The sequence below is a fragment of the Rhodanobacter panaciterrae genome (assembly GCF_014651895.1).
In the GTDB taxonomy this organism is placed as follows: Bacteria; Pseudomonadota; Gammaproteobacteria; order Xanthomonadales; family Rhodanobacteraceae; genus Rhodanobacter; species Rhodanobacter panaciterrae.
On record NZ_BMXT01000001.1, the window covers coordinates 312,032 to 333,860 of the forward strand.

The window sequence follows — 21,829 nt, forward strand, 5'->3', positions numbered from 1 at the left end:
CCGGCAAGGGACGCGTGAGCATGTTCGCCTATTACCTCGACCTTGCCCTGCGCAGTCTGAAGCAGAACCGTGTGCTTACCGCCCTGATGGTGCTGGCGATGGGGCTCGGTATCGGCGCCAGCATGACGACGTTGACGGTGTTTCATCTGCTGTCCGGTGATCCATTGCCGGGCCGCAGCGGGCAGCTGTTCTACCCGCAGGTCGATCCGACGCCGACGGCGGCTCCGGCTTTGCCCGGAAACATGAACTACATCGATGCGGTGAACCTGTGGCAGGCCAGGCGCGCCGACCGGCAGGCGATCATGGTCGGCGGCAACGTCAAGACGAAGGCGGCGCAGGCCGGTTCGAGGCCGATGAGCCTGCACACACTGGCGACCACGGCGGACTTCTTCCCGATGTTCGGCGTCCGCTTCACCCAGGGCAATGCGTGGACAGCGGCCGACGACTTGGCCAAGGCCAGGGTCGCGGTGATTTCGCGCAGCGCCAGCGACCGGCTCTTTCACGGCGAAGGCGGCCTTGGCCAGAGCATCCGGTTGGGACAGTGGAATTTCCGCGTGATCGGCGTGATCGACGATTGGCGACCCACGCCGCATTTCTACGAACTCGATCGCGAGAGCTATGGCGATGGCGACGAGGTGTTCATCCCGTTCCTGACTTCGCGTGATCTGGCCGAGCTCGGGATCACCGGCTACAGCCTCAACTGCTACGGCAACACCATGGATGATCTGCATCTCGAAAACCAGCCGTGCCTGTGGCTGAATTTTTGGGTCGAGCTGGACAGTCCCGCCAAGGCGCAGGCATACCGCCAGTTTCTCGACAACTATGCGCGCGAGCAGCAGGCGCTTGGACGCTATGTCCAGGCCGGATCGCCGCGCACTGCGTTGCCCAGCGTGATGCAGTGGCTCGACCAGAACGGTGTGGTACCCAGCGATGTCAGCCTGAAGAGCTGGATCGCACTCGGGTTCCTGCTGGTGTGCCTGATGAACACGACCGGTCTGCTGCTGGTCAAATTCCTGCGCCGCACCACCGAGATCAGCGTGCGCCGTGCCCTGGGCGCCTCGCGCCAACAGATCTTCCTGCAGTGCCTGGTGGAGGCAGTCATCGTGGGCATGGCTGGCGGCGTGCTGGGGCTCTTGCTGGCACTGGCCGGGTTATGGGGCATCCGTCATACGCCAGCGGATTACGCCGACCTCGCGCATCTCGATCTGCCGATGTTTGCGGCGACGTTTGCGATTTCGCTTGTCGTGAGTCTTGTCGCCGGACTGTTGCCGGCATGGCGCGCCTGCCACATCGCCCCAGCGCTTCAACTCAAGGTGATCTGAGGCCTACGCATGCAGATACGACACGTCCTCGCCGCGTTGCCTCGCCACAAGCTGGTCTGCCTGCTGGTGGTGTTCGAGATTGCGGTGGCCTTCGCGATCCTGTGCAACGCTGTGTTCATCATCAACCAGCGCGTGCAGCAGATGCGCATCGACACCGGCATCACCGAAGATCGGCTGATCTTCGTTCGCACCGATGGTGTCGGCGCCGACGCCAACGCGCCGCTGATCACGCGGAACCTGCTCGCGCTGCGGGGTCTGGCAGGGGTGAAATCGGCGGTGGCGATGTTCGGTCTGCCGCTGGAAAACATGTCGATCAACTTCAAGCCGTGGCTGACCGCGGACATGAAAATCCGCGCGCCGAGCGTCGGCATGGTCGCGGGTACGCCCGGCTATCTGGATACGCTGGGTCTGACGGTCGTGCAGGGGCGTGGTTTCACCGACGCGGATTACGACGGCGTGGATCAGACGTCCAAACCGCTGTCGCCGGTGGTGATCGTGCCGCGCGAACTCGCCGAACGATTGTGGCCGGGGCAGAACCCGATCGGGCAGAAGATCTGGCGTAGCCCTACCCGAAGCTACACCGTGATCGGTGTGGTACAGCGAATGGTGCGCGGCTACCTGCGCGAGGATTTCGTGCCCGGCTATACGGCGTTGTTCGCGATAAAGCCGGTGGCAGCGTACTCGGGGTTGTATGTGATGCGGGTCGATCCGCAGGATCGCGAACGGTTGGTGCGCGAATCCGCCGAGCTGCTGATGCGCCTCGATCCCGACATGTTGATCAATGCCAAGGGTAGCTACGCCGACGCGCGCGCCGATTATTTTCGACAGGACGCCTCGCTGGCGTGGCTGCTGCTGGCGGTGTGCGTGGCGATGCTGCTGGTGACGGCGATGGGCATCGCCGGGCTGGCCAATTTCTGGGTGCAGCAGCGACGTCGTCAGATCGGTATCAGGCGTGCGCTAGGCGCCACCCGTCGCGACATCCTGCATTACTTCCAGACCGAGAATTTCCTGATCGTCAGCGGCGGCATTGTGCTGGGCGTGTTGCTGACGTTCGCGTTGAACCTGTTGCTGACGATGCACTACGAACTGCCACGGCTGCCGATCGTCTATCTGCCGGTCGGTGCACTCGCACTGTGGCTGATCGGGCAGGCGGCGGTGTTGGGGCCGGCACTGCGTGCGTCCGCGGTGCCACCGGTGGTGGCGACGCGCAGCGTGTGAGCTTTTACTCCCTCCCCTGCTTTGCAGGGGAGGGCTGGGGAGGGGTGCTTTTGGTTCGCCGGAGAGCACCCCCTCCCAACCTCCCCCTGCGATCGCAGGGGGAGGAGACAACCATGGAGCACGTGGAATGTTTGCCTACTACATCGAACTGGCGTTGCGCAGCCTGAAGCGCAACCGGGTGCTCACAGCGTTGATGGTGATGGCGCTGGCGCTCGGCATCGGCGCGACGATCACCACGCTGACCGTGCTGCGGCTGCTGTCCGGCGATCCGCTGCCGCAGAAAAGCACGCAGCTGTTCTACCCGCAGATCGATCCGAATGCGAAGGAGGGCTACATCGAGGGGCAGACCAAGCCCGACTCGATCATGACCTATGTCGACGCGATGAATCTGCTGCAGGCCCATCGCGGCACGCACCAGGCGGCAATGGCGTTGACCCAGGCCAAGGTGATCCCGAAACAGGCCAACGCGCGCCCGTTCTTCAGCGATGCGGTGATGACCACGGCGGATTTTTTCGCGATGTTCGATGCGCCGTTCCAGTACGGTGGCGGCTGGACCGCGGCGGATGACGACGGCCGCGCGCAGCTGGTGGTGATCGCCGGCTTTCTCAACGACAAGCTGTTCGCCGGCGCCAACAGTGTGGGCCGGGTGATCCGCGTCAACGATCACGACATGCGCATCGTCGGCGTGCTGAAACCGTGGGCGCCGCAGCCGCGCTTTTACGCACAGGATCTCGGTGGGCGCAGCTACGGCGACGGCGAAGCGGTGTTCCTGCCGCTGCAGACGGCGCGTGCGATGGAGATGGGGCCACAGGACATCGAGTGCTATGCCGCGGTTCCCGACGTCAAGCACATCGAGACGGCGCCGTGCGAGTGGCTGGGCGTCTGGGTCGAGCTCAACAGCGACGAGGCGGTGGCGGGCTACAAGACCTTCCTCGACGGCTATGTGAAGCAGCAGGTGGCGCTGGGTCGGTTCCAGCGCACCGAGACTTCGCTGCTGGATCTGATGGGCTGGCTGCGCCAGGAGCAGGTGGTACCTGACGACGTGCGGCTGCAGGCCGGCCTCGCGTTCGGCTTCCTGCTGATCTGCGTGGTCAATACGGTCGGCTTGTTGCTGGCCAAGTGTCTGCGCCGCTCGGGGGAGATCGGTGTGCGACGTGCGCTAGGTGCGACCCGGCGCGAGATCTTTACCCAGTTCATGGTCGAGGCCGGCATCGTCGGTCTGGCCGGCGGCGTGCTGGGTTTGCTGTTTGCCGAACTGGGGCTGCTCGGCATCCGCCATCAGCCGGCGCAGTACGCCAGCCTCGCGCATCTCGATCTCGAGATGTTCCTGTTCACCTTTGTCGTGGCCCTGGTTGCCAGCCTGATCGCCGGCATCTTGCCAGCCTGGCGCGCCTGCGTGCTGGCACCGGCCCCTCAACTCAAAGCTGCCTGAGGTCATCATGGAAATCCGTCCGATTTTTGCCAGCCTGCGCAAGCACCGCATTCCGGCCCTGCTGATCGTGCTGGAGATCGCACTGGCCTGCGCGGTGCTGTGCAATGCCGTGTTCATGATCAGTCAGCGGGTGAACGACATCCGCTTGCCCAGCGCGATCGACGAGCAGGGTCTGGTCACGGTCACCCTGCGCGGCACTGACGACAAACTGGTCGGCAGCGAGATTCCACGCAATCTGGCCGCGCTGCGTGGCATCGCCGGGGTGCAGCAGGTAGCCATCACCAGCAGCCTGCCGCTCAGTACCAACAATTGGGGCTGGAGCTTCGGCGTGAACGCCGATTCGGTCATCGCCAACCAGAAGAACATCAACGTGTCGTTGTATTTCATCGGCGAGAGCGGTGACAAGGCGCTCGGTCTGCACATGCTGCAGGGACGCTTCTTCAACGCGGACGAACTGGCCGACAGCAAGTTCGATACCGCGCCGCTGCCGGAGACGCATGCGGTCGTGATGACTCACGCCGCGGCAGAAAATTTCTGGCCCGGGCAGTCGGCACTGGGCAAGACGATCTATTCCAAGCCGTATTACTACACGGTGGTCGGCGTGGTCGAAGATGTGCTGCGACCCAACATCTCTACGACGAACACGCGCAAGTCGTACGACGCCGTGTACTTCCCGATGAGCGCTGCCGGCAGCAAGGGTGCGTTGAGCTACTACATCCTGCGCGGTGCGCCGCAGGACCGCGACCGCATCATGCGCGAAGCCGAGCAGAAGCTGGCCGAGCTCAATCCCGGCGCGGTCGCCAAGGGTCAGATCTACGTGGACATCCGCGAGAAATATTTCGCGAACATGAGCAGCATGGCGTGGATGCTGGTGCTGGTATGCGTGGTGATGCTGGCGGTGACCGCGTTCGGCATCGTCGGCCTGACCAGTTTCTGGGTCGGTCAGCGGCGTCGGCAGATCGGCATCCGCCGCGCGGTGGGTGCCACGCGCCGCCACATCATGCAGTACTTCCAGACCGAGAACCTGTTGCTGACCACGGCCGGCGTAGTCGTCGGCATGGGGCTGGCTTTCGGCATCAACGTCTATCTGATGCAGCACTACGAAATGTCGCGCATGCCCTGGTACTACCTGCCGGGCGGCGCGCTGGCGCTGTGGCTGCTGGGTCAGGCGTCGGTATTCGGGCCGGCGCAGAAAGCGGCCTCCGTGCCACCGGTGGTGGCGACGAGGTCGGTGTGATGTTTTTGCTCCCTCCCCTGCGTTGCAGGGGAGGGCCGGGGTGGGGTGCTCTTGCCGTGACGGAAGAGCTACCCCCTCCCGACCTCCCCCTGCGTTGCAGGGGGAGGGAACAGCCATGGAGTAGGACGAATGTTCGGTTATTACCTTGATCTGGCTTTCCGCAGCCTCAAGCGCAACAAGGTGCTCACCGCGCTGATGGTGATCGCGATCGCCGTCGGTATCGGTGCAAGCATGACCACGCTGACGGTGATGCGGCTGTTGTCGGGCGATCCGATCCCGGCTCGTAGCGCCCACCTGTTCTATGCGCAGATCGATCCGGATCCGACCCCGGGAGATCGGAAGGAGCCGTATGACGTGATCGATTACCAGTCGGCGGTTGACCTGTGGAGCGCGCATCGCGCCGATCGCCAGACCCTGATCATCGAAAGCCCGGTGCGCATGCGCGCACCCGACGTCAACCTGCCGGCGATGATGCCGGCGATGGCGTCGATCACGGCGGATTTCTTTTCGATGTTCGACGTGCCGTTCCAGTACGGCAACGGCTGGACCGCGGAGGACGACACCAAGCGCGCCCAGGTCGCGGTGATTTCGGCGGATCTCAACCAGAAACTGTTTGGCGGCGCCAACAGCGTTGGCCGCACCCTGCGCCTGCGCGATACCGATGTACGCATCATCGGCGTGCTCAAACCGTGGCGACCATCGCCGTTGTTCTACATGGTGGCCGGTGCCCACTACGCCAACGGCGACACCGCCGATCTCTACAGCAAGACGGAGGACATATTCACGCCGTTCTTCACCGGGCTCGAACTCAACGACGGCAATTTCAGCCAGTACACCTGCTGGCATCTGCCCGACCATCCCGGCCACCTGCGGAATTCGCCCTGCGTGTGGGTGCGTCTCTGGGTGCAGCTGGGCGACAGCAGCAAGGTGGTCGCATACAAACAGTTCTTGGACGGCTACGCGGCCCAGCAGAAAGTGCTCGGCCGTATCGTACGCCCGCAGAACACGCGCCTGCGCAGCCTGATGCAATGGCTCGACTATGAAGGCGTGGTGCCCAGCGATGTACGCCTGCAGACCTGGCTGGCATTTGCGTTCCTGGCGATCTGCCTGTTCAACACCATCGGTCTGCTGCTGGCGAAATTCCTGCGGCGCGGCGGCGAAATCGGCGTGCGGCGGGCTTTGGGTGCGACGCGGGGCGCGGTGTTCGCGCAATGCCTGGTGGAAGCAGGCATGGTCGGGTTGATCGGCGGCATCGTCGGCTGGCTGCTGACCCTGGCGGGACTGTGGTTGGTGCGCCAGCAGTCGGTGCCGTACGCCGACCTCGCGCACCTGGATGCGTCGATGTTCCTGCTCACATTCGCGCTCGCCATCGCCGCCAGCTTGCTGGCCGGCGTGCTGCCGGCGCTGCGCGCCAGCCGGTTGCCGCTCGGCCTGCAGTTGAAGACCTTGTAAGGAGCCTGTCGATGCAAATTCAACCCATACTCGCAGCGTTGCGTCGTCATCGGCTGGCCACCTTGCTGATCGCGCTGGAGATCGCGCTGGCCTGCGCCGTGCTGTGCAATGCCTGCTTCCTGATCGCCAACCGCATTGCCCTGATCCATCTCGACAGCGGCGTGGATCAATCCTCGTTGGCGACGGTGCAGTTGACTGGCTACGAGGACAATCAGGCGAACGATCTCAATGCACGCGTGCTGGCCGGCTTCCGCGGCATCGCGGGCATGCAGTCGGTCAGCGTGCTCAATTCCATTCCCTTCGGCGCACGGCGCGGCACGGCGGGGATGACGCTGGATCAGGCCGGGCAGAAGTTCGGTGGCGTGGTGGAGTTCTATGTCGGCGGTCCGGGCAGCTTGGAGGCGCTGGGCGTGAAACTGGTCGCGGGTCGCGGCCCGCAAATGGACGACTTCCAGGCTTTCACCGGACTGATGCCCAACAATGCATCGGTGCAGATCACCCGCACGCTGGCCAATCATCTGTGGCCAGGCGCCGATCCTCTGGGCAAGACATTCTGGCTCGGCGACCTGCAGTACCGGGTGGTCGGCGTGATCGATCATCTGGTCAGGCCGGACCCCGGCCGCTGGCCCGGTGACAGCAAGGACTGGTCGATCTTCGTGCCGGCGCAGACGGGTGTTTTCCTTTCCGGCAGCTACCTGCTGCGCGCCGATCCGAAAGATCTGCCGCGCGTGCTGCGCGAAGCGCGCGACTTGGTACGCAAGGTCGCTCCGGACGCCGTGCTCGATCAGGACGGCAGCAAGACCCTTGACGACCTTCGCACCGAGGGTTTTCAGAAGGACCGCGCGATGATCGGCATGCTGGTCGGCGTGATCGTCTCGCTCCTGCTGGCGACCGCGCTGGGTATCGTCGGACTGGCCAGTTTCTGGGTGCAGCAGCGGCGCCGGCAGATCGGCATCCGTCGCGCCATCGGCGCCACACGTCGAGACATCTTGCACTACTTCCAGATCGAAAACTTCCTGATCGTCAGTGGCGGCATTGCGCTGGGCATGCTGCTGGCCTACGCGTTGAACCTGCTGTTGATGCAGCACTACGAATTGCCGCGCCTGCCGTTGTATTACCTGCCGATCGCAGCGCTGGTGCTGTGGGGGCTAGGCCAGCTTGCCGTGCTCGGCCCCGCGCTGCGCGCGGCGGCGGTGCCGCCGGTGGTGGCGACGAGGTCGGTATGAATAGTGAGTTCTCAGGTATACGCGTGACGATAGTCATGGCAACCTTTGTGGTCCGAGCGGCATCCATGTCCGCATGTGCAGAAGAAAGATGCGAACCGTACTGATCATCGATGACAACCCGGCCGTGGGCGAGGCGCTCTCGCTGGCGCTGTCGTTGCACGAGATTCGCCCGCTCACCGCGCTGACACCTGATGAAGGCCTGGCGCTGCTGGAGCGCGAGGCGGTCGACGTGGTGATCCAGGACATGAACTTCACCGCCGACACCACCTCGGGCGAGGAGGGTGTGGCCTTGTTCCGGGCGATCCGCGAACGTCATGCGGACTTGCCGGTTGTGCTGCTCACCGCGTGGACGCATCTGGAAACCGCGGTGGAGCTGGTCAAGGCCGGCGCGTCGGATTATCTGGCCAAGCCGTGGGACGACCACAAGCTGCTGGCCACGGTGGAGAACCTGCTGGAGCTGTCCGAGTCCACCCGCGAGATGACGCGCAGCCGGCGCGAGCGGCGCCAACGGCGTGAGCTGTTGCAGAGCAAATACAATCTGGACGGGCTGGTGTTCGCTTCCGAGGCGATGGGGCGCACGCTCAATCTGGCCTGCCAGATCGCCCGCTCGGATGTGCCGGTGCTGATCACCGGGCCAAACGGCACCGGCAAGGAACGTATCGCGACGATCGTGCATGCGAACTCGGCGGTGAAGCGTGGCCCGTTCGTCGCGGTGAACTGCGGTGCGTTGCCGGGCGAGTTGATCGAGGCCGAACTCTTCGGCGCCGACGCCGGCGCGTATACCGGCGCGAACAAGGCGCGTGAAGGCCGCTTCGAGCTGGCCGATGGCGGCACGCTGTTCCTCGACGAGATCGGCAACCTGCCGCTGCCTGGCCAGATGAAGCTGCTGCGGGTGCTGGAAACTGGCCAGTTCGAGCGGCTCGGCTCCGGCCGCACGCGCCAGGTCAAGGTGCGCGTATTGAGCGCGACCAATGCCGACCTCAAGGCGATGATCCAGGCCGGTACGTTCCGCGAGGATCTGTACTACCGGCTCAATGTGATTGAAGTGAACCTGCCGTCGCTGGCTGAACGCGTCGACGACATCCTGCCGCTGGCCGAATTCTTCCTGGATGGCCGCGCCGAACTCGGCGACGCTGCGCGCGAGGCCTTGCTGGGCTATCCGTGGCCCGGCAACGTGCGTGAACTGAAGAATGCGATCGAGCGCGCCGCCTTGCTTACCGGCAGCGACCCGATCACGCCCGAGTTGCTCAATCTGCCGCAGCATGTGGTGGCCGCCGCGCGCAATCTCGACGAGCCCAGCCGTGAAGCGGTGGAAACCGCCCTGCACAAGGCCGATGGTGTGGTCAGTCGCGCTGCACAGAATCTCGGTCTGTCGCGCCAGGCGCTATACCGGCGGATGGAGCGTTACGGCTTGGCCACGCCTGCTTGAGGCATAGGCATTGATCGATTTTTCGGGGATGCTGTGGCCATGCGACCGCTGATGACCCTCAAGCTGCGCCTGACCCTGCTGCTTGGCGTGGCGGCGCTGGCCGGTGCGCTGATCTATGCCGGTGTCACGCAGTGGCCACTGCCACAGCTGTTGTTGTGGCTGCAAACCGCGCTGACGGCAAAGCCGGCGACGGCGGCAGTGATCAAGGCGCAGCCCGAGCTTCATCTGGGCATCTACGGGGGCCTCGGCATCTGCGCCGTGCTGCTGTTGCTGCTGGCATTCTGGCTGGCCGGCCTCGGGATGGCGCCGGTGAGCCGCCTGCTGCGGGCGCTGGAAGGTGCGGTGGCGAGCTACCGCGACGGCGATTTCAGTTTCTCGATCGCGATCAACCGGAGTGACGAGCTGGGCGAACTGATCCGCATGCACAATGCGCTGGGGCAGACCCTGCGCGAACAACGCCAGCATCTGGTGCAACGCGAACTGCTGCTCGACACCGTGGTGCAGAACACGCCGGTGGCGCTGGTGCTGACCGATTCGATCGGCCGCGTCGCCTACGCCAACATCGCTTCGCGGCATCTGTTCAACGAAGGCCGCAACCTGATCGGACTGGATTTTGCCGCGCTGCTGGCCGATGCGCCGGAAGCGTTGCGCAAGGCAGTGGAAAGTGGCGAGGATGCGCTGCTCAGCGTGGAGATGGACGGCAGCGAGGAAACCTTCCATCTGTCGCAGCGCGCGTTCCGCCTGCAGGGCCGGCCGCATCGGTTGCAGCTGTTCCGGCGCATGACGCGTGAATTGTCGCGGCAGGAAGTGGCGACCTGGAAGCGGGTGATCCGGGTGATCAGCCACGAACTCAACAATTCGCTTGCGCCGATTTCCTCGCTGGCGCATTCCGGCGCCGAGCTGGCGCGGCGCGGCCAACTCGACCGCCTGCCCAATGTGTTTGCCACCATCAGCGAACGCGCAATGCACCTGCACGGCTTCATTGCCGGATATGCGAGCTTCGCCAAGTTGCCCACGCCGCAGCCGGTGGCGGTCGAATGGACGCGATTCCTCGAAGGCTTGGCACTGCATTGCCGTTACCGGCTGGCTGCACCGCCACCGGAACGCCCGGGCGTATTCGATGCCGTGCAGATCGAGCAGGTGTTGATCAACCTGATCAAGAACGCGCACGAATCGGGTAGCGTCGAAGATGAAGTCACGCTGACGATCCTGGAAGTCGGCAGCGAGCTGCGCATCGAGGTGGCCGATCGCGGCCCCGGCATGAGCGAGACCGTGCTGGCGCAGGCGTTGCTGCCGTTCTATTCGACCAAGCGCTCCGGCACCGGCCTCGGCCTGGCGCTGGCGCGGGAGATCACCGAAGCCCACGGTGGCCGCGTATTGCTGGCCAATCGCGAAGGCGGCGGTTTGCGCGTGAGCCTGCGGCTGCCGCAGTCAGCACCGAGATAAGCATCGACTCGCCTATACTCAAGGCTTCTTCAGGAGTAGGGGGTGGATGATGGGACAGCTTCTCGCGTTGGTGATCGTGTTCGTCGTCGTGGTTGGCGTGGCCAAGCTGGTGCGCATCGTGCCGCAGGGTTTCGAATGGACGGTGGAGACGTTCGGCAAGTACACCCGCACGCTCAGCCCCGGTCTGCATTTCCTGATCCCGATCTACCAAGCGGTCGGGCGCAAGATCAACATGATGGAGCAGGTGCTGGACGTGCCGTCGCAGGACGTGATCACCAAGGACAACGCGGTGGTGCGTGTCGATGGCGTGGTGTTCTACCAGGTGCTCGACGCTTCCAAGGCCGCTTACGAGGTGTCCAATCTTGAGCAAGCCTCACTGGCGCTGATCATGACCAATATCCGTACCGTGCTCGGCTCGATGGATCTGGATGAATCGCTGAGCCAGCGTGACGCGATCAACGCCAAGCTGCTGCGCGTGGTGGACGAGGCGACCCATCCATGGGGCGTCAAGGTCAACCGCATCGAGATCAAGGACATTGCGCCGCCGCGCGACCTGATCGACGCAATGGCCCGACAGATGAAGGCCGAGCGCGAGAAGCGCGCAAACATCCTCGATGCCGAGGGCTTCCGTCAGGCGGCGATCCTCAAGGCCGAAGGCGAGAAGCAGTCGGTGATCCTCGCTGCCGAGGGTGAGAAGGAAGCCGCGTTCCGCGCCGCCGAAGCGCGCGAGCGTTCGGCCGAGGCCGAGGCGAAGGCGACCACGATGGTCTCCGACGCGATCTCCGGCGGCAACGTCAACGCGCTGAACTACTTCGTCGCCAACAACTACGTCGAGGCGCTGAAGGAAATGGCGAAGTCGCCGAACCAGAAGATGCTGCTGCTGCCGATCGAGGCCACCGGCATCTTGGGTTCGCTGGCGGGTATCGCCGAGCTGGCCAAGGAGTCGCTGGGTCAGCAGCAGAAGGCGGCGGCGATCCAGCCGCCGTTGCGCTGAGGCCGCGGCCATGTGGGATCTTTCCGTGCATTACCTGTGGTGGATTCTCGCGTTGTTGCTGATCGCCGGCGAGGTATTGCTGCCGGGTTATTTCATGCTGTGGATCGGTCTGGCCGCCGCCGCGATGGGTGTGGTGTTGTGGGCTGTGCCGACGCTGGGTCTGCTGACGCAGGCGGTGTTGTTCGCGCTGCTGGCGTTCGCATTCTGCGTCGGTTACGCGCGCTGGCTGCGACCGCGGCTGGAGCGCAGTGCGCCTGGTGACGAGCGCCTGAACCGGCGTGGCGAACAGATGATCGGCCAGCGTTACGTGCTGGTCGAGCCGATCGTCAACGGTCGCGGCAAGGCCCGCGTCGGTGACGGCCAGTGGCTGGTCAGCGGGCCGGATCTGCCGCTGGGCAGCACGGTGGAAGTGGTGGCCGTCGAAGGCACCACCTTGCAGGTGCGCGCGGCGGCATGAGCGCGGGCGACACCATCAGCCGGCAGCAGTTCGCCACCACGGCGCTGACGACGCGGATCGCGTTTTTGCTGGAGCTGGCGCGGCGACTGCACCAGTACGGCACCTCGGCGCCGCGACTGGAGACGGCGGTGGCTGGCGCGGCACAACGGTTGGGGCTGGCCGCCGATGTGTGGTCCAGCCCGACTGCGATCATCATTTCCTTTGCCGATCTGGCGCAAGGCGAAGACGGCGTGGCGCAGACCACCCAGGTGATGCGGCTGGCACCGGGCGAGGTGAATCTGCAGCGTTTGTGTGAGGCCGACGACATCGCCGATCGCGCGATTGCCGGCGAGCTGGATCTGCGCGAGGGCTTCCGTCTGTTGCGTGCGCTGGGCCGACCGGACACGCGTCGCGAGAAGGTCGGCCTGATCGCCAGCTATGGCCTGTCCGCGGCCAGCATTGCGGCGTTGTTCCTGCACAGCTCGTGGGTGGATCTGCTGGTGGCCGGCGTGATCGGCGTGATCATCGGCGGCATCAGCATGCTGGCGGCCAACCGGCCGCGGCTGGCGGTGGCCAGCGATGCGATCTGTGCGCTGGTGGCCACCGCGGTGACGATCGTGGTGAGCGCGTTCGTGGTGCCGCTGGCGATCAAGTCGGTGGTACTGGCCAGCCTGATCATTCTGATCCCAGGCATGTCGCTGACCACCGCAGTTCGCGAGATATCCAGCCAGCATCTGGTCTCTGGCATGGCGCGCATGGGGGGCGCGATGTCGACGTTGCTCAAGCTCACCTTCGGCACCATCGCAGCCACCCAGCTGTGCGGTGCGCTGGGCATCACGGCGCGCGATTTCGCCTTGCCGGCGCTGCCGACGTGGACCGATTACCCCGCACTGCTGGTCGCGGCGATCGCGTTCGCCATCCTGTTCCGTGCGGCCAAGCGCGACTGGCCGGTGGTGATCCTGGCGGTGATCGTGGGTTATCTGGCCACGCGCTGGGGCGGCGCGATTTCCGGTTCACTGCCGGGCGCGCCGTTTGGCGTATTCCTCGGTGGATTGCTGCTGGGTGCCATGGCGAATATCTACGCGCGATTCGCGCGTCGGCCGGGTGCGGTGATTCGCGAGCCCGGCATTCTGTTGCTGGTACCGGGCAGTGTCGGTTTTCGCAGCATGTCGTTTCTGCTCGAACGCGATACGTCGCTGGGCATGGATACCGGCCTGTTGCTGTTGACCCTGCTGGTATCGTTGGTGGCTGGATTGATGTTTGGCGACCTGCTGGTCTCGCCGCGTCGATCGCTGTGAAGCGAAAATAAAAACGCCGGCTTTCAGGCCGGCGTTTTTATTTGGATCACATGCAGATTTACTGATGCGTGATCTCAATTTGGAGCGGGCGATCAGATCGCCAGATCCTTTTCCTTCTTGCCGGCCTTCAGCGCGTCGTTGTACCAGTGCGGACGCTTGCCGCGGCCGGACCAGGTCTGCGCCGGGTTGGCCGGATTGCGGTATTTCGGGGCGACCGTGCCGGTCGTGCGCTTGGCCTTGCCACGGGTGCTGCCGAAGATGTCCTCGAAGGTATATCCCTCGGCCTTGATCAGCGCGTGCACTTTCTCGCGCAGCTTGACGACTTTTTCCTTGCGCAATTCGTTCTGGCGAACCTGCGCCTTGCTGATCAGGTCATTCAGCTGGGTGTGATTGAGATTCTTGATATCGACGGCCATGATGGACTCCCAGGGTGAGTGTCGAGAATTAAGCGGTCTGGCCAGGGTCTGATTATTATCGGGGACGGAGCCAGACGCATGGAGAGTTGTTGCAGTCTGGATTCTCGCTGATTCACGGAATAGTTGTAAAGCGTAATGCGTCCCGAAAAGTACTCATTCACATTAAACGCAATTAATGGTGTTTCCGCCGATTTTGAATAATCGATTCGGAGATTTCACGACATCGAATGCAGAAACGGCCGCACAAAGCGGCCGTTTCGGTTAATTCGGGGTTATCTCCCGATGCTCAACCAAGCAAGGCAAACAGTTCGTCTTCGCTGAGTGCGCGACTTTCGCTCTCGCCGCGGGCGCGATATTCCAGTGTGCCGGCAGTCAATCCGCGATCGCTGACCACGACGCGATGTGGAATGCCGATCAGCTCCATGTCGGCAAACATGCCGCCCGGACGCAGGCCGCGGTCATCCAGCACGGCTTCGATGCCGTGCTGGCCCAGCGACTGGTACAGCGCCTCGGCGGCTGCGCTCACTTCGGGCAGGTTCTTCGGGTTGATCACGCACACCGCGACTCGCCATGGCGCCATCGCTTCCGGCCACAGGATGCCGGCGTCATCGTGGCGCTGCTCGATCGCGGCGGCGACGATGCGGCTGACGCCGATGCCGTAGCAGCCCATGGTCATCAACTGGGCCTTGCCGGTCTCGTCGATCACGCTCGCCTTGAGTGCCTCGGCATATTTCTGGCCGAGCTGGAACACATGGCCGACCTCGATGCCGCGGGCGATATGCAGCACGCCGTTGCCGTCCGGTGACAAATCGCCCTCGACCACATTGCGCAGATCGGCGATACGGGTGATGCGTGCATCGCGATCCCAGTTCGCACCGGTGTAATGGCTGCCGTCTGCCTGGCCGCCGCAGACGAAATCGGCGAGCACGGCGGCATCGCGGTCGACGATGACGGGAATCGAATCCGGCAGGCCGACCGGGCCGATGAAGCCTGGGCGAGTACCGGTGGCAGCAAGGATTTCCTCTTCGCTGGCGAGTACCGACTGATCCGGCAGTTCGGCCAGCTTGCCGGCCTTCACTTCGTTGATCTCGTGATCGCCGCGCAGGCACAGCGCGACCAGGCCATCGCGACCGCGCACCAGCAAGGTCTTCACGCACTGCTGTGGCGAGACCTTGAGGAAGCCGCTGACGTCGGCGATGGTTTTCTGGGTCGGTGTATCGATCCGCTGCAACGCAGCGGCAGGAGCCGGACGCGCGATCGTCGGTGCCAGCGCCTCGGCTTTCTCCAGATTCGCGGCGTAATCGGAGCCGTCGGAAAATGCGATCGCGTCTTCGCCGGAATCGGCGAGTACCTGGAATTCATGGCTGGCGTTGCCGCCGATCGCACCGGTATCGGCCTGCACCGCGCGGAAGGTCAAGCCGAGCCGGGTGAAAATGCGCACATAAGCCTGGTACATCGCGGCATACGTCTCGGCCAGCGATTCCTGTGTCAGGTGAAACGAATAGGCATCCTTCATCAGGAATTCGCGCGCGCGCATTACGCCGAAACGTGGGCGGATTTCATCGCGGAACTTGGTCTGGATCTGATAGAAGTTGACCGGCAGCTGCTTGTAGCTTTTCAGCTCGTTGCGGGCGTAATCGGTGACAACTTCCTCGGCGGTGGGGGCGTAGCAGAACTCCTGTTCCTTGCGATCCTTGATCTTCAGCAGCTGGGGGCCGAACTTCGCCCAGCGGCCGCTTTCCTCCCACAGCTCCCTGGGCTGGATGGTCGGCATCAGCATTTCGATCGCGCCGGCGCGGTCCATTTCCTCGCGCACGATGGTTTCCACCTTGCGCAGCACACGCAGGCCCAGCGGACTCCAGGTGTACAGGCCCGAAGCGAGCCGGCGGATCATGCCGGCGCGCAGCATCAGCCGGTGGCTGGCGATTTCGGCGTCGGCGGGGACTTCCTTGACGGTGGCCAGATGAAATTGGCTGAGGCGCATGCGGGCAATTCCGGCGTGATGAAAGACGCCCATTGTAGCGGCCTGCTGGCACCCTCGCTGATCACGCGCGGCGCCGGCAGGGAAGCCGCGCCGGCGCCGGGCAACGGGTGATTATTGGGCCTGGCAATACTGGTTGTACTGGCCCTGCGCTGCATCGATCTGCTGCTTGCGTTGGGCGGCGTCGAGCGCGGTGGCTTTGCCGTCCTGCTGCATGACGACAGGACCGCTGCCCTGCAGCGCAGCCAGATTGGCTTTCAGCGATGTGCACAGCTTGCTGCGGTTTTCCGGGGTATCCGCCACCGGCTGGGCCGGTGCGGCGGTGGGCTCGCGGCTGCCGCCCGAACCCTCGGCTGGCGTCGGTGCGGCCAGCGGCTGCACCGTACCGGTGGTGGTCACCTTGGAGAACTTCGTGCCCTGCGCTGGCGGCGCCTCCGAGTAATGCACGGTGCCGCTGGCGTCTGTCCATTTGTAGACCTGGGCGGTGGCGGCCAGTGGGGTCAGCAACAGCAACGCCACGACGATCAGCGAACGGTGCATGGTGTTCTCCATTTCATGGGAATTCGGCAGGCTACTTGTTATCACTGTGACGGCCCGGACTCAAGCAGCCGATGGTTTACACTGCGCGCATCCTGTCACGGAATGATTCATGAGCGAGCCCATGCCCGTCCGCCCGCCCCGCCACCGGGGTATTTACCTGTTGCCGAACCTGTTCACTACCGGGGCGATGTTCGCGGGTTTCTACGCGATTATCGCCAGCATCGGCGGGCGTTACAGCGAGGCGGCAGTGGCCGTGTTCATCGCTGCAGTGCTGGACGGCATGGATGGCCGGGTGGCGCGGATGACCGGTACCCAGACCGAATTCGGCGTGCAGTACGACTCGCTGTCCGACCTGGTCAGCTTCGGGCTGGCGCCGGCGCTGGTGATGTATACATGGTCGCTGTCCACCTTGCGCGATTTCGGTCCGCTGTGGGGCAAGTTGGGCTGGGCTTCCGCCTTCGTCTACGCCGCCTGCGCCGCGTTGCGGCTGGCACGTTTCAACACCCAGGTCGGCGTGGCCGACAAGCGCTATTTCCAGGGGTTGGCCAGCCCGGCGGCGGCGGCGGTGTGCATGTCGTTCGTGTGGAGCGTGGACAAGTTCGGCCTGTCCGGCAGTGAGTTCTGCTTCATCACGCCGGTGATCGCGGTGGTCGTCGGCCTGCTGATGGTCAGCCGATTCCGTTATTTCAGCTTCAAGTCGCTGCCGATGGGAGATCGACAGCGCGTACCGTTCGGCTGGATGGTCGGCGCAGTGCTGCTGATCGCGCTACTGATCCTGGATACGCCTCGGGTGCTGTTTGCCGGTTTCACGGTCTATCTGCTGTCCGGGCCGGTATGGACAATCTGGGGTCTGGCCACGCATCGGCGCCGGACACGGCGCAACCCGGCATGAATGCGAGCCCGCGTCAACATGTGACGGCCAGCCATCGCGACCGTGTGTTGCGCGCGCTGGGTGTGACGCCGTGGGTGCGACGAGCGGCAACGGAGCTGTCGGTGGACATCGTCGAGCCGGATCCGTCGGTAACGGATACCGCCAACGGAGTGGCTTGCGTAGTGGTGCTGCCGGAAGGCTGCAGCACGCGCGAACTCGACCTGTTGGGTCGTGCGCTCAATGCCTGCGGGGCGATGCTGGCCCGTGCTGCGCGCGTCACGGTCAGTGGAGGCCAACTCGCGGCGGGTCTGCCTGAGGCGCGCGCCTATCTGGTGTTCGGCGAAGCACAAGCGCATGCATTGGGACGCGCCTTGCCGGCAGCGGCGATGCACCAGGCGCAGATCGTGCTGGCCGATGAACCGGCGCTGGTACTGACCAGCGCCGGCGCCAAACGGCGGCTGTGGAGTGCGCTGCGCAGCCTGCGCCGCGCGCTGGCCACAGCGGGCAGCTAGCCGTGATGGTCGCGGTCATCAAGCCGGTGATCCAGGTGCGCGGCATGCGCGCCGAGGACTTGGCCACGGTCAGCGCGATGGAAAACCTCTCCTACGACTTCCCGTGGTCGGCCGGCATCTTCAGCGACTGCGTGAAAGCCGGGCATCCGTGCTGGGTGCTGTGCGTGGACGCGGACATCGCCGGCTACGGCATCCTGTCAATGGGGGCCGGCGAAGCACATCTGCTGAACCTCTGCATCGGGCCGGAATATCGTGGTCGCGGGCTGGGCCGACATCTGCTCGGGCGACTGCTGGATATCGCGCGCTGGAACGGCGCGGAGCGGTTATTTCTCGAAGTGCGCCCGTCCAATCCGCTGGCGAAGGCGCTGTACGAGTCGGTGGGGTTCAGCGAGATCGGGCGGCGGCCGCGCTATTACCCGGCGCACGAGGGACGCGAGGATGCGATCGTGATGGCGCTCACTATGGTCGAAGACCATAGTGAGAAATAGGCAACGGCGCTTTTGATCGTCCGCTCATGGCAGTAGAGCGGAACATGCACCAAGCAAACCCGCGAGATACCGAACGTCACCCCAGCTTCTGCGCCTGCTCGCGCAGTGCGGTCAGCGTGGTGTTCCAGTCGGTGATGCGCTGACGCTCTTGGACAACAACCTCGGCGGGCGCGTTGGCGACGAAGTTGGCGTTGCCGAGTTTGCCTTCGCACTTCTTGATCTCGACTTCGATGCGGCTGATCTCCTTGGCCAGACGTGCCTTCTCGGCGCCGAGGTCGATCAGGCCGGCGAGCGGGATCATCACGCGCAGCGTGCCGACCACAGCCGCGGCGGCGGCTGGTTCGTCGGCACCACTTTCGATCCACTGCGGTGTTTCGGTGCGGGCAAGGAAGGCAATTTGCGCGGCGAACTTCGTGATGCGCACACGATCGCTGGCATCACCGTCAGCGAGTAACAGCGGGATGGTCTTGGCAGGCGAGATGTTCATCTCGGAGCGGATCTTGCGGATGCCGCTGAGTACGTTCTTGAACCACTCGATCTCGGCCGTCGCTGCATCATCCGCAACAATCTCCTCGGCGCGCGGCCACGACCGCTGCATCAGGCTGTTTTCGGTAAGGGCGAGTTTCGGCGCCACCGATTGCCAGATCTCTTCGGTGATGAATGGAATGATCGGGTGCAGGGCGCGCAGCACGCTTTCCAGCACCACCAGCAAGGTGTGGCGAGTCGAGGCGGCTGCGACGACGTCGTCGCCATTCAGTGCCGGCTTGGACAGTTCAAGGAACCAGTCGCACAGCTCGTTCCAGGTGAACTCGTATAGTGCCTGCGCGAGATGGTCGAAGCGATAGCTGATGAAATGCTGTTCGACTTCGCCGAGCGTCTGCTTCAACCGCGTGAGAATCCAGCGTTCAGCTTCGGTCACTGGCGTGCCGGCTGGTGCCGCAATCTCGCCTTCCGGCAGGTTCATCAGCACAAATCGCGCAGCATTCCACAGCTTGTTGCAGAACGCCTTGTAACCTTCGGCGCGCTTGATGTCGAAATTGATCGTGCGGCTGTAGCTGGCCAGCGCGGCGAAGGTGAAGCGCAGCGCGTCGGTGCCGATCGCCGGGATGCCGTCGGGGTAATCCTTGCGGACACGTTTCTCGACCTTCTCGCGCACCTGCGGAATCAGCAGCGACTTGGTGGACTTCGCCACCAGCGGCTCCAGTTCGATGCCGTCGATCAGGTCCAGCGGGTCCAGCGTGTTGCCCTTGGACTTGGACATCTTCTGGCCTTCGGCATCGCGCACGATGGCGTTGATGTACACCTCGCGGAACGGCACCTGGCCGGTGAAGTACTTGGTCGCCATCACCATGCGCGCGACCCAGAAGAAGATGATGTCGAAGCCGGTGACCAGCACGGCGCTGGGCAGGAAGATCTTGTCCTGCTCCCAGTTCGCCACGACTTCGCCGCGCTCGTTCTTTACCGGGCCATTGGCCGGCCAGCCAAGCGTGGAGAACGGCCACAGCGCCGAGCTGAACCAGGTGTCCAACACGTCGTCGTCCTGGCGCAGCGCGCCGACCGGCGTGGTGGTTGCTGACTTGCGCGCGTCAGCCTCGTCCTCGCCCACGAAGATATTGCCGGCCTCGTCGTACCACGCCGGGATGCGATGGCCCCACCACAGCTGACGGCTGATGCACCAGTCCTGGATGTTGTCCAGCCATTGCGTATACGTGGTCGCCCAGTTCTCCGGCACGAACTTGATCTCGCCCGAGCGCACGGCGTCCAGCGCCGGTTCGGTGATCGTCTTGCGACCGCCTGGACGTCCATCGGCCAGCGTGTCGGAGGTGAGATCGACGAACCACTGGTCGGTCAGCATCGGTTCGATCACCGCGTCCGAGCGATCGCTCACCGGCACCTGCAACTTGTGCGGCTTGGTCTCGACCAGCAGGCCGGCGGCTTCGAGATCGGCAACGATGGCTTTACGAGCCGCAAAGCGATCCATACCCCAATATTTTTCTGGAATGTATTTGGTCGGTTCGTGTGTGACTGCCAAGCCGCGAGAACCAATCTGAGCGGGGCCGCCTGTAGCAGGCGTTACAGAGGTGGCTGGGCTAATGATCTTGGCATCGAGTGTCAGCACGGTCATCAACGGCAACCCGTGCCGTTGACCTATTTGATAATCGTTGAAATCGTGTGCAGGCGTGATTTTTACCGCGCCGGTACCGAACTCTCGATCAACGTAGGCATCAGCAATGATCGGAATCTGACGGCCAGTCAACGGTAAGGCCAAGGTCTTGCCAATCAGATGCGTGTAGCGCTCATCCTCGGGATGCACGGCGACCGCAACGTCACCGAGCATGGTTTCCGGACGAGTGGTGGCGATTACCACACTGTCTTTACCGTCACTGGTTTGATAGCGGATCGACCACATGTGGCCGTCGCGCTCGATGTTGTTCACTTCCAGATCGGACACTGCGGTGCCCAGCACCGGATCCCAGTTCACCAGCCGGTTGCCGCGGTAAATAAGCCCCGCGCGATACCAGTCGATGAACACCTTGCGCACCGCGGCCGAGAGTCCCTCGTCCATGGTGAAACGCTCGCGCGACCAGTCCGCGGCGGCACCGATGCGGCGCATCTGGTTGGTGATGGTGGAGCCGGATTCCTCCTTCCACTTCCACACCCGTTCGACGAACGCATCGCGGCCCAGGTCATGCCGTGTCTTCTCCTCGACCGCCAGCTGGTTCTCCACGATCTTCTGGGTGGCGATGCCTGCGTGGTCGGTACCGACCTGCCACAGCGTGTTCATGCCGCGCATGCGCTGGTAGCGCACCAGCATGTCCATCACCGTCTGCTGGAACGCATGCCCCATGTGCAGCGTGCCGGTGACATTCGGCGGCGGCAGCAGGATGCAATACGGCTCGCCCTGGCCCGACGGCTGGAACGCGCCGCTGGCTTCCCAGCGCTCGTACCACTTCGACTCGATCTGGGCGGGCTCGAAACTCTTTTCCATCGGGATTGGGCTCGGTGGCGCGCGCAAGGCGCGCGCTTTGTCATGGGGATAGCGGGCCATTGTACGGGGAGGGGGCTGGGCTGCCAAAAATGGGCGGTGGCAGCCTGGACCAGTTTTTCCCCCTATCCCTTTGGAAGAGGGGTGGCGTGTGGGAAAGGGCTACAGCAATTCGATCCCAAACCGCCGCACCAGCAGCGCAAACAGCCAGAAGCACACCACCGTGATCAGCACACAGGCGAGCAAGGTCGGCCAGAAGCCGAGGCGTGGCAGCAGCATCGGAAAGGCCAGGAACATCGGCAACGTCGGCACGACGTACCAGAACGTGTACCAGGCGTGGTTGGCGATCTTCACCTGCGGCTGGCGCTCGACGTAGAGCCAGATCAGCGCCAGCACGGTGACCAGCGGCAGTGCCGCGAGCAGGCCGCCGAGGCGGTCGCTGCGCTTGGCCGCTTCGGACACGATTACCACCACCGCGGCGGTGATCAGGTATTTGCTGATGAGCCAGGCCATCGGGCGCTCCGCGGGAGGGGAAGTTTGTTGGC

Annotated in this window: 19 protein-coding genes; 14 read left to right on the top strand and 5 right to left on the bottom strand. The window is 64.0% G+C overall.

The features are described 5' to 3' along the window. The first annotated feature begins 20 nt into the window (after positions 1–20). The 11 genes from IE071_RS01395 to IE071_RS01445 all read left to right on the top strand — a co-directional run bounded on the left by IE071_RS01395 (position 21) and on the right by IE071_RS01445 (position 13,490). The gene (locus tag IE071_RS01395) at positions 21–1,322 is read left to right on the top strand and encodes an ABC transporter permease (RefSeq protein WP_189440838.1); all 1,302 of its coding nucleotides are present in this window, start codon (positions 21–23) and stop codon (positions 1,320–1,322) included. Positions 1,323–1,331: 9 nt separating this feature from the next. Further along, positions 1,332–2,540: an ABC transporter permease gene (locus IE071_RS01400; protein WP_189439398.1), complete on the top strand. Its 1,209-nt coding sequence runs from the start codon at positions 1,332–1,334 to the stop codon at positions 2,538–2,540. Between the two features lie 127 nt (positions 2,541–2,667). Further along, entirely contained in the window at positions 2,668–3,972 is a 1,305-nt protein-coding gene (locus tag IE071_RS01405; RefSeq protein ID WP_189439399.1) for an ABC transporter permease, read from the top strand. 7 nt (positions 3,973–3,979) lie between these two features. After that, positions 3,980–5,209: an ABC transporter permease gene (locus tag IE071_RS01410; protein WP_189439400.1), complete on the top strand. Its 1,230-nt coding sequence runs from the start codon at positions 3,980–3,982 to the stop codon at positions 5,207–5,209. A 129-nt stretch (positions 5,210–5,338) separates the two neighbouring features. Beyond that, positions 5,339–6,661, top strand: a complete 1,323-nt coding sequence (locus IE071_RS01415) for an ABC transporter permease (protein WP_189439401.1) — start codon at positions 5,339–5,341, stop codon at positions 6,659–6,661. A gap of 11 nt (positions 6,662–6,672) precedes the next feature. Beyond that, on the top strand, positions 6,673–7,887 hold the full coding sequence (locus IE071_RS01420) for an ABC transporter permease (RefSeq protein ID WP_189439402.1): 1,215 nt from the start codon (positions 6,673–6,675) through the stop codon (positions 7,885–7,887). A gap of 88 nt (positions 7,888–7,975) precedes the next feature. Next, complete coding sequence (locus IE071_RS01425) at positions 7,976–9,316, top strand: sigma-54-dependent transcriptional regulator (RefSeq protein ID WP_189439403.1); 1,341 nt, start codon at positions 7,976–7,978, stop codon at positions 9,314–9,316. 39 nt (positions 9,317–9,355) lie between these two features. Continuing rightward, positions 9,356–10,762, top strand: a complete 1,407-nt coding sequence (locus tag IE071_RS01430; protein ID WP_189439404.1) for a sensor histidine kinase — start codon at positions 9,356–9,358, stop codon at positions 10,760–10,762. A 49-nt stretch (positions 10,763–10,811) separates the two neighbouring features. Continuing rightward, positions 10,812–11,756, top strand: a complete 945-nt coding sequence (locus IE071_RS01435; RefSeq protein WP_189440839.1) for an SPFH domain-containing protein — start codon at positions 10,812–10,814, stop codon at positions 11,754–11,756. 10 nt (positions 11,757–11,766) lie between these two features. Further along, positions 11,767–12,213 carry an NfeD family protein gene (locus IE071_RS01440; RefSeq protein WP_189439405.1) on the top strand — a complete coding sequence of 149 codons (447 nt, stop codon included), beginning with the start codon at positions 11,767–11,769 and terminating at the stop codon, positions 12,211–12,213. Next, positions 12,210–13,490, top strand: a complete 1,281-nt coding sequence (locus IE071_RS01445) for a threonine/serine exporter family protein (protein WP_189439406.1) — start codon at positions 12,210–12,212, stop codon at positions 13,488–13,490. Before IE071_RS01440 ends, IE071_RS01445 begins: the two co-directional genes overlap by 4 nt. Before the next feature lie 92 nt (positions 13,491–13,582). Here the strand turns inward: IE071_RS01445 and IE071_RS01450 are convergent, their stop codons facing one another. The 3 genes from IE071_RS01450 to IE071_RS01460 all read right to left on the bottom strand — a co-directional run bounded on the left by IE071_RS01450 (position 13,583) and on the right by IE071_RS01460 (position 16,427). Next, positions 13,583–13,906: an H-NS histone family protein gene (locus tag IE071_RS01450; RefSeq protein WP_189439407.1), complete on the bottom strand. Its 324-nt coding sequence runs from the start codon at positions 13,904–13,906 to the stop codon at positions 13,583–13,585. Between the two features lie 286 nt (positions 13,907–14,192). Further along, positions 14,193–15,890 (bottom strand): proline--tRNA ligase, encoded by a 1,698-nt coding sequence (locus IE071_RS01455; protein WP_189439408.1) that lies wholly within the window; start codon positions 15,888–15,890, stop codon positions 14,193–14,195. Between the two features lie 111 nt (positions 15,891–16,001). Then, entirely contained in the window at positions 16,002–16,427 is a 426-nt protein-coding gene (locus IE071_RS01460) for a DUF4124 domain-containing protein (RefSeq protein WP_229792694.1), read from the bottom strand. 109 nt (positions 16,428–16,536) lie between these two features. On the opposite strand from IE071_RS01460, the gene IE071_RS01465 reads away from it, so the two are divergent. The 3 genes from IE071_RS01465 to rimI are packed head-to-tail and all read left to right on the top strand — an operon-like array spanning position 16,537 to position 18,298. Then, a complete protein-coding gene (locus IE071_RS01465) occupies positions 16,537–17,319 on the top strand; it encodes a CDP-alcohol phosphatidyltransferase family protein (protein ID WP_189439410.1) in 783 nt (260 codons plus the stop codon). Further along, positions 17,316–17,810 carry a hypothetical protein gene (locus IE071_RS01470; RefSeq protein ID WP_189439411.1) on the top strand — a complete coding sequence of 165 codons (495 nt, stop codon included), beginning with the start codon at positions 17,316–17,318 and terminating at the stop codon, positions 17,808–17,810. The genes IE071_RS01465 and IE071_RS01470 overlap by 4 nt, the downstream gene beginning before the upstream one ends. A 5-nt stretch (positions 17,811–17,815) precedes the next feature. Then, the gene (gene rimI / locus IE071_RS01475; protein ID WP_189440840.1) at positions 17,816–18,298 is read left to right on the top strand and encodes a ribosomal protein S18-alanine N-acetyltransferase; all 483 of its coding nucleotides are present in this window, start codon (positions 17,816–17,818) and stop codon (positions 18,296–18,298) included. Between the two features lie 76 nt (positions 18,299–18,374). Here the strand turns inward: rimI and IE071_RS01480 are convergent, their stop codons facing one another. Both IE071_RS01480 and IE071_RS01485 read right to left on the bottom strand, forming a co-directional pair. Then, a complete protein-coding gene (locus tag IE071_RS01480; RefSeq protein ID WP_189439412.1) occupies positions 18,375–21,287 on the bottom strand; it encodes a valine--tRNA ligase in 2,913 nt (970 codons plus the stop codon). A 159-nt stretch (positions 21,288–21,446) separates the two neighbouring features. Then, the gene (locus IE071_RS01485) at positions 21,447–21,797 is read right to left on the bottom strand and encodes a DUF3147 family protein (protein WP_189439413.1); all 351 of its coding nucleotides are present in this window, start codon (positions 21,795–21,797) and stop codon (positions 21,447–21,449) included. Between the last annotated feature and the right edge of the window lie 32 nt (positions 21,798–21,829).

What these genes read in the sequence shown, in the direction of transcription:
- IE071_RS01415 (WP_189439401.1), top strand. Translation starts at nt 5,339, where the DNA reads ATGTTCGGTTATTACCTTGATCTGGCTTTCCGCAGCCTCAAGCGCAAC.
- IE071_RS01410 (WP_189439400.1), top strand. Translation starts at nt 3,980, where the DNA reads ATGGAAATCCGTCCGATTTTTGCCAGCCTGCGCAAGCACCGCATTCCG.
- IE071_RS01405 (WP_189439399.1), top strand. Translation starts at nt 2,668, where the DNA reads ATGTTTGCCTACTACATCGAACTGGCGTTGCGCAGCCTGAAGCGCAAC.
- IE071_RS01460 (WP_229792694.1), bottom strand. Translation starts at nt 16,427, where the DNA reads ATGCACCGTTCGCTGATCGTCGTGGCGTTGCTGTTGCTGACCCCACTG.
- rimI (WP_189440840.1), top strand. Translation starts at nt 17,816, where the DNA reads ATGGTCGCGGTCATCAAGCCGGTGATCCAGGTGCGCGGCATGCGCGCC.
- IE071_RS01440 (WP_189439405.1), top strand. Translation starts at nt 11,767, where the DNA reads ATGTGGGATCTTTCCGTGCATTACCTGTGGTGGATTCTCGCGTTGTTG.
- IE071_RS01445 (WP_189439406.1), top strand. Translation starts at nt 12,210, where the DNA reads ATGAGCGCGGGCGACACCATCAGCCGGCAGCAGTTCGCCACCACGGCG.
- IE071_RS01420 (WP_189439402.1), top strand. Translation starts at nt 6,673, where the DNA reads ATGCAAATTCAACCCATACTCGCAGCGTTGCGTCGTCATCGGCTGGCC.
- IE071_RS01455 (WP_189439408.1), bottom strand. Translation starts at nt 15,890, where the DNA reads ATGCGCCTCAGCCAATTTCATCTGGCCACCGTCAAGGAAGTCCCCGCC.
- IE071_RS01485 (WP_189439413.1), bottom strand. Translation starts at nt 21,797, where the DNA reads ATGGCCTGGCTCATCAGCAAATACCTGATCACCGCCGCGGTGGTGGTA.
- IE071_RS01400 (WP_189439398.1), top strand. Translation starts at nt 1,332, where the DNA reads ATGCAGATACGACACGTCCTCGCCGCGTTGCCTCGCCACAAGCTGGTC.
- IE071_RS01480 (WP_189439412.1), bottom strand. Translation starts at nt 21,287, where the DNA reads ATGGAAAAGAGTTTCGAGCCCGCCCAGATCGAGTCGAAGTGGTACGAG.
- IE071_RS01435 (WP_189440839.1), top strand. Translation starts at nt 10,812, where the DNA reads ATGGGACAGCTTCTCGCGTTGGTGATCGTGTTCGTCGTCGTGGTTGGC.
- IE071_RS01450 (WP_189439407.1), bottom strand. Translation starts at nt 13,906, where the DNA reads ATGGCCGTCGATATCAAGAATCTCAATCACACCCAGCTGAATGACCTG.
- IE071_RS01395 (WP_189440838.1), top strand. Translation starts at nt 21, where the DNA reads ATGTTCGCCTATTACCTCGACCTTGCCCTGCGCAGTCTGAAGCAGAAC.
- IE071_RS01470 (WP_189439411.1), top strand. Translation starts at nt 17,316, where the DNA reads ATGAATGCGAGCCCGCGTCAACATGTGACGGCCAGCCATCGCGACCGT.
- IE071_RS01425 (WP_189439403.1), top strand. Translation starts at nt 7,976, where the DNA reads ATGCGAACCGTACTGATCATCGATGACAACCCGGCCGTGGGCGAGGCG.
- IE071_RS01465 (WP_189439410.1), top strand. Translation starts at nt 16,537, where the DNA reads ATGAGCGAGCCCATGCCCGTCCGCCCGCCCCGCCACCGGGGTATTTAC.
- IE071_RS01430 (WP_189439404.1), top strand. Translation starts at nt 9,356, where the DNA reads ATGCGACCGCTGATGACCCTCAAGCTGCGCCTGACCCTGCTGCTTGGC.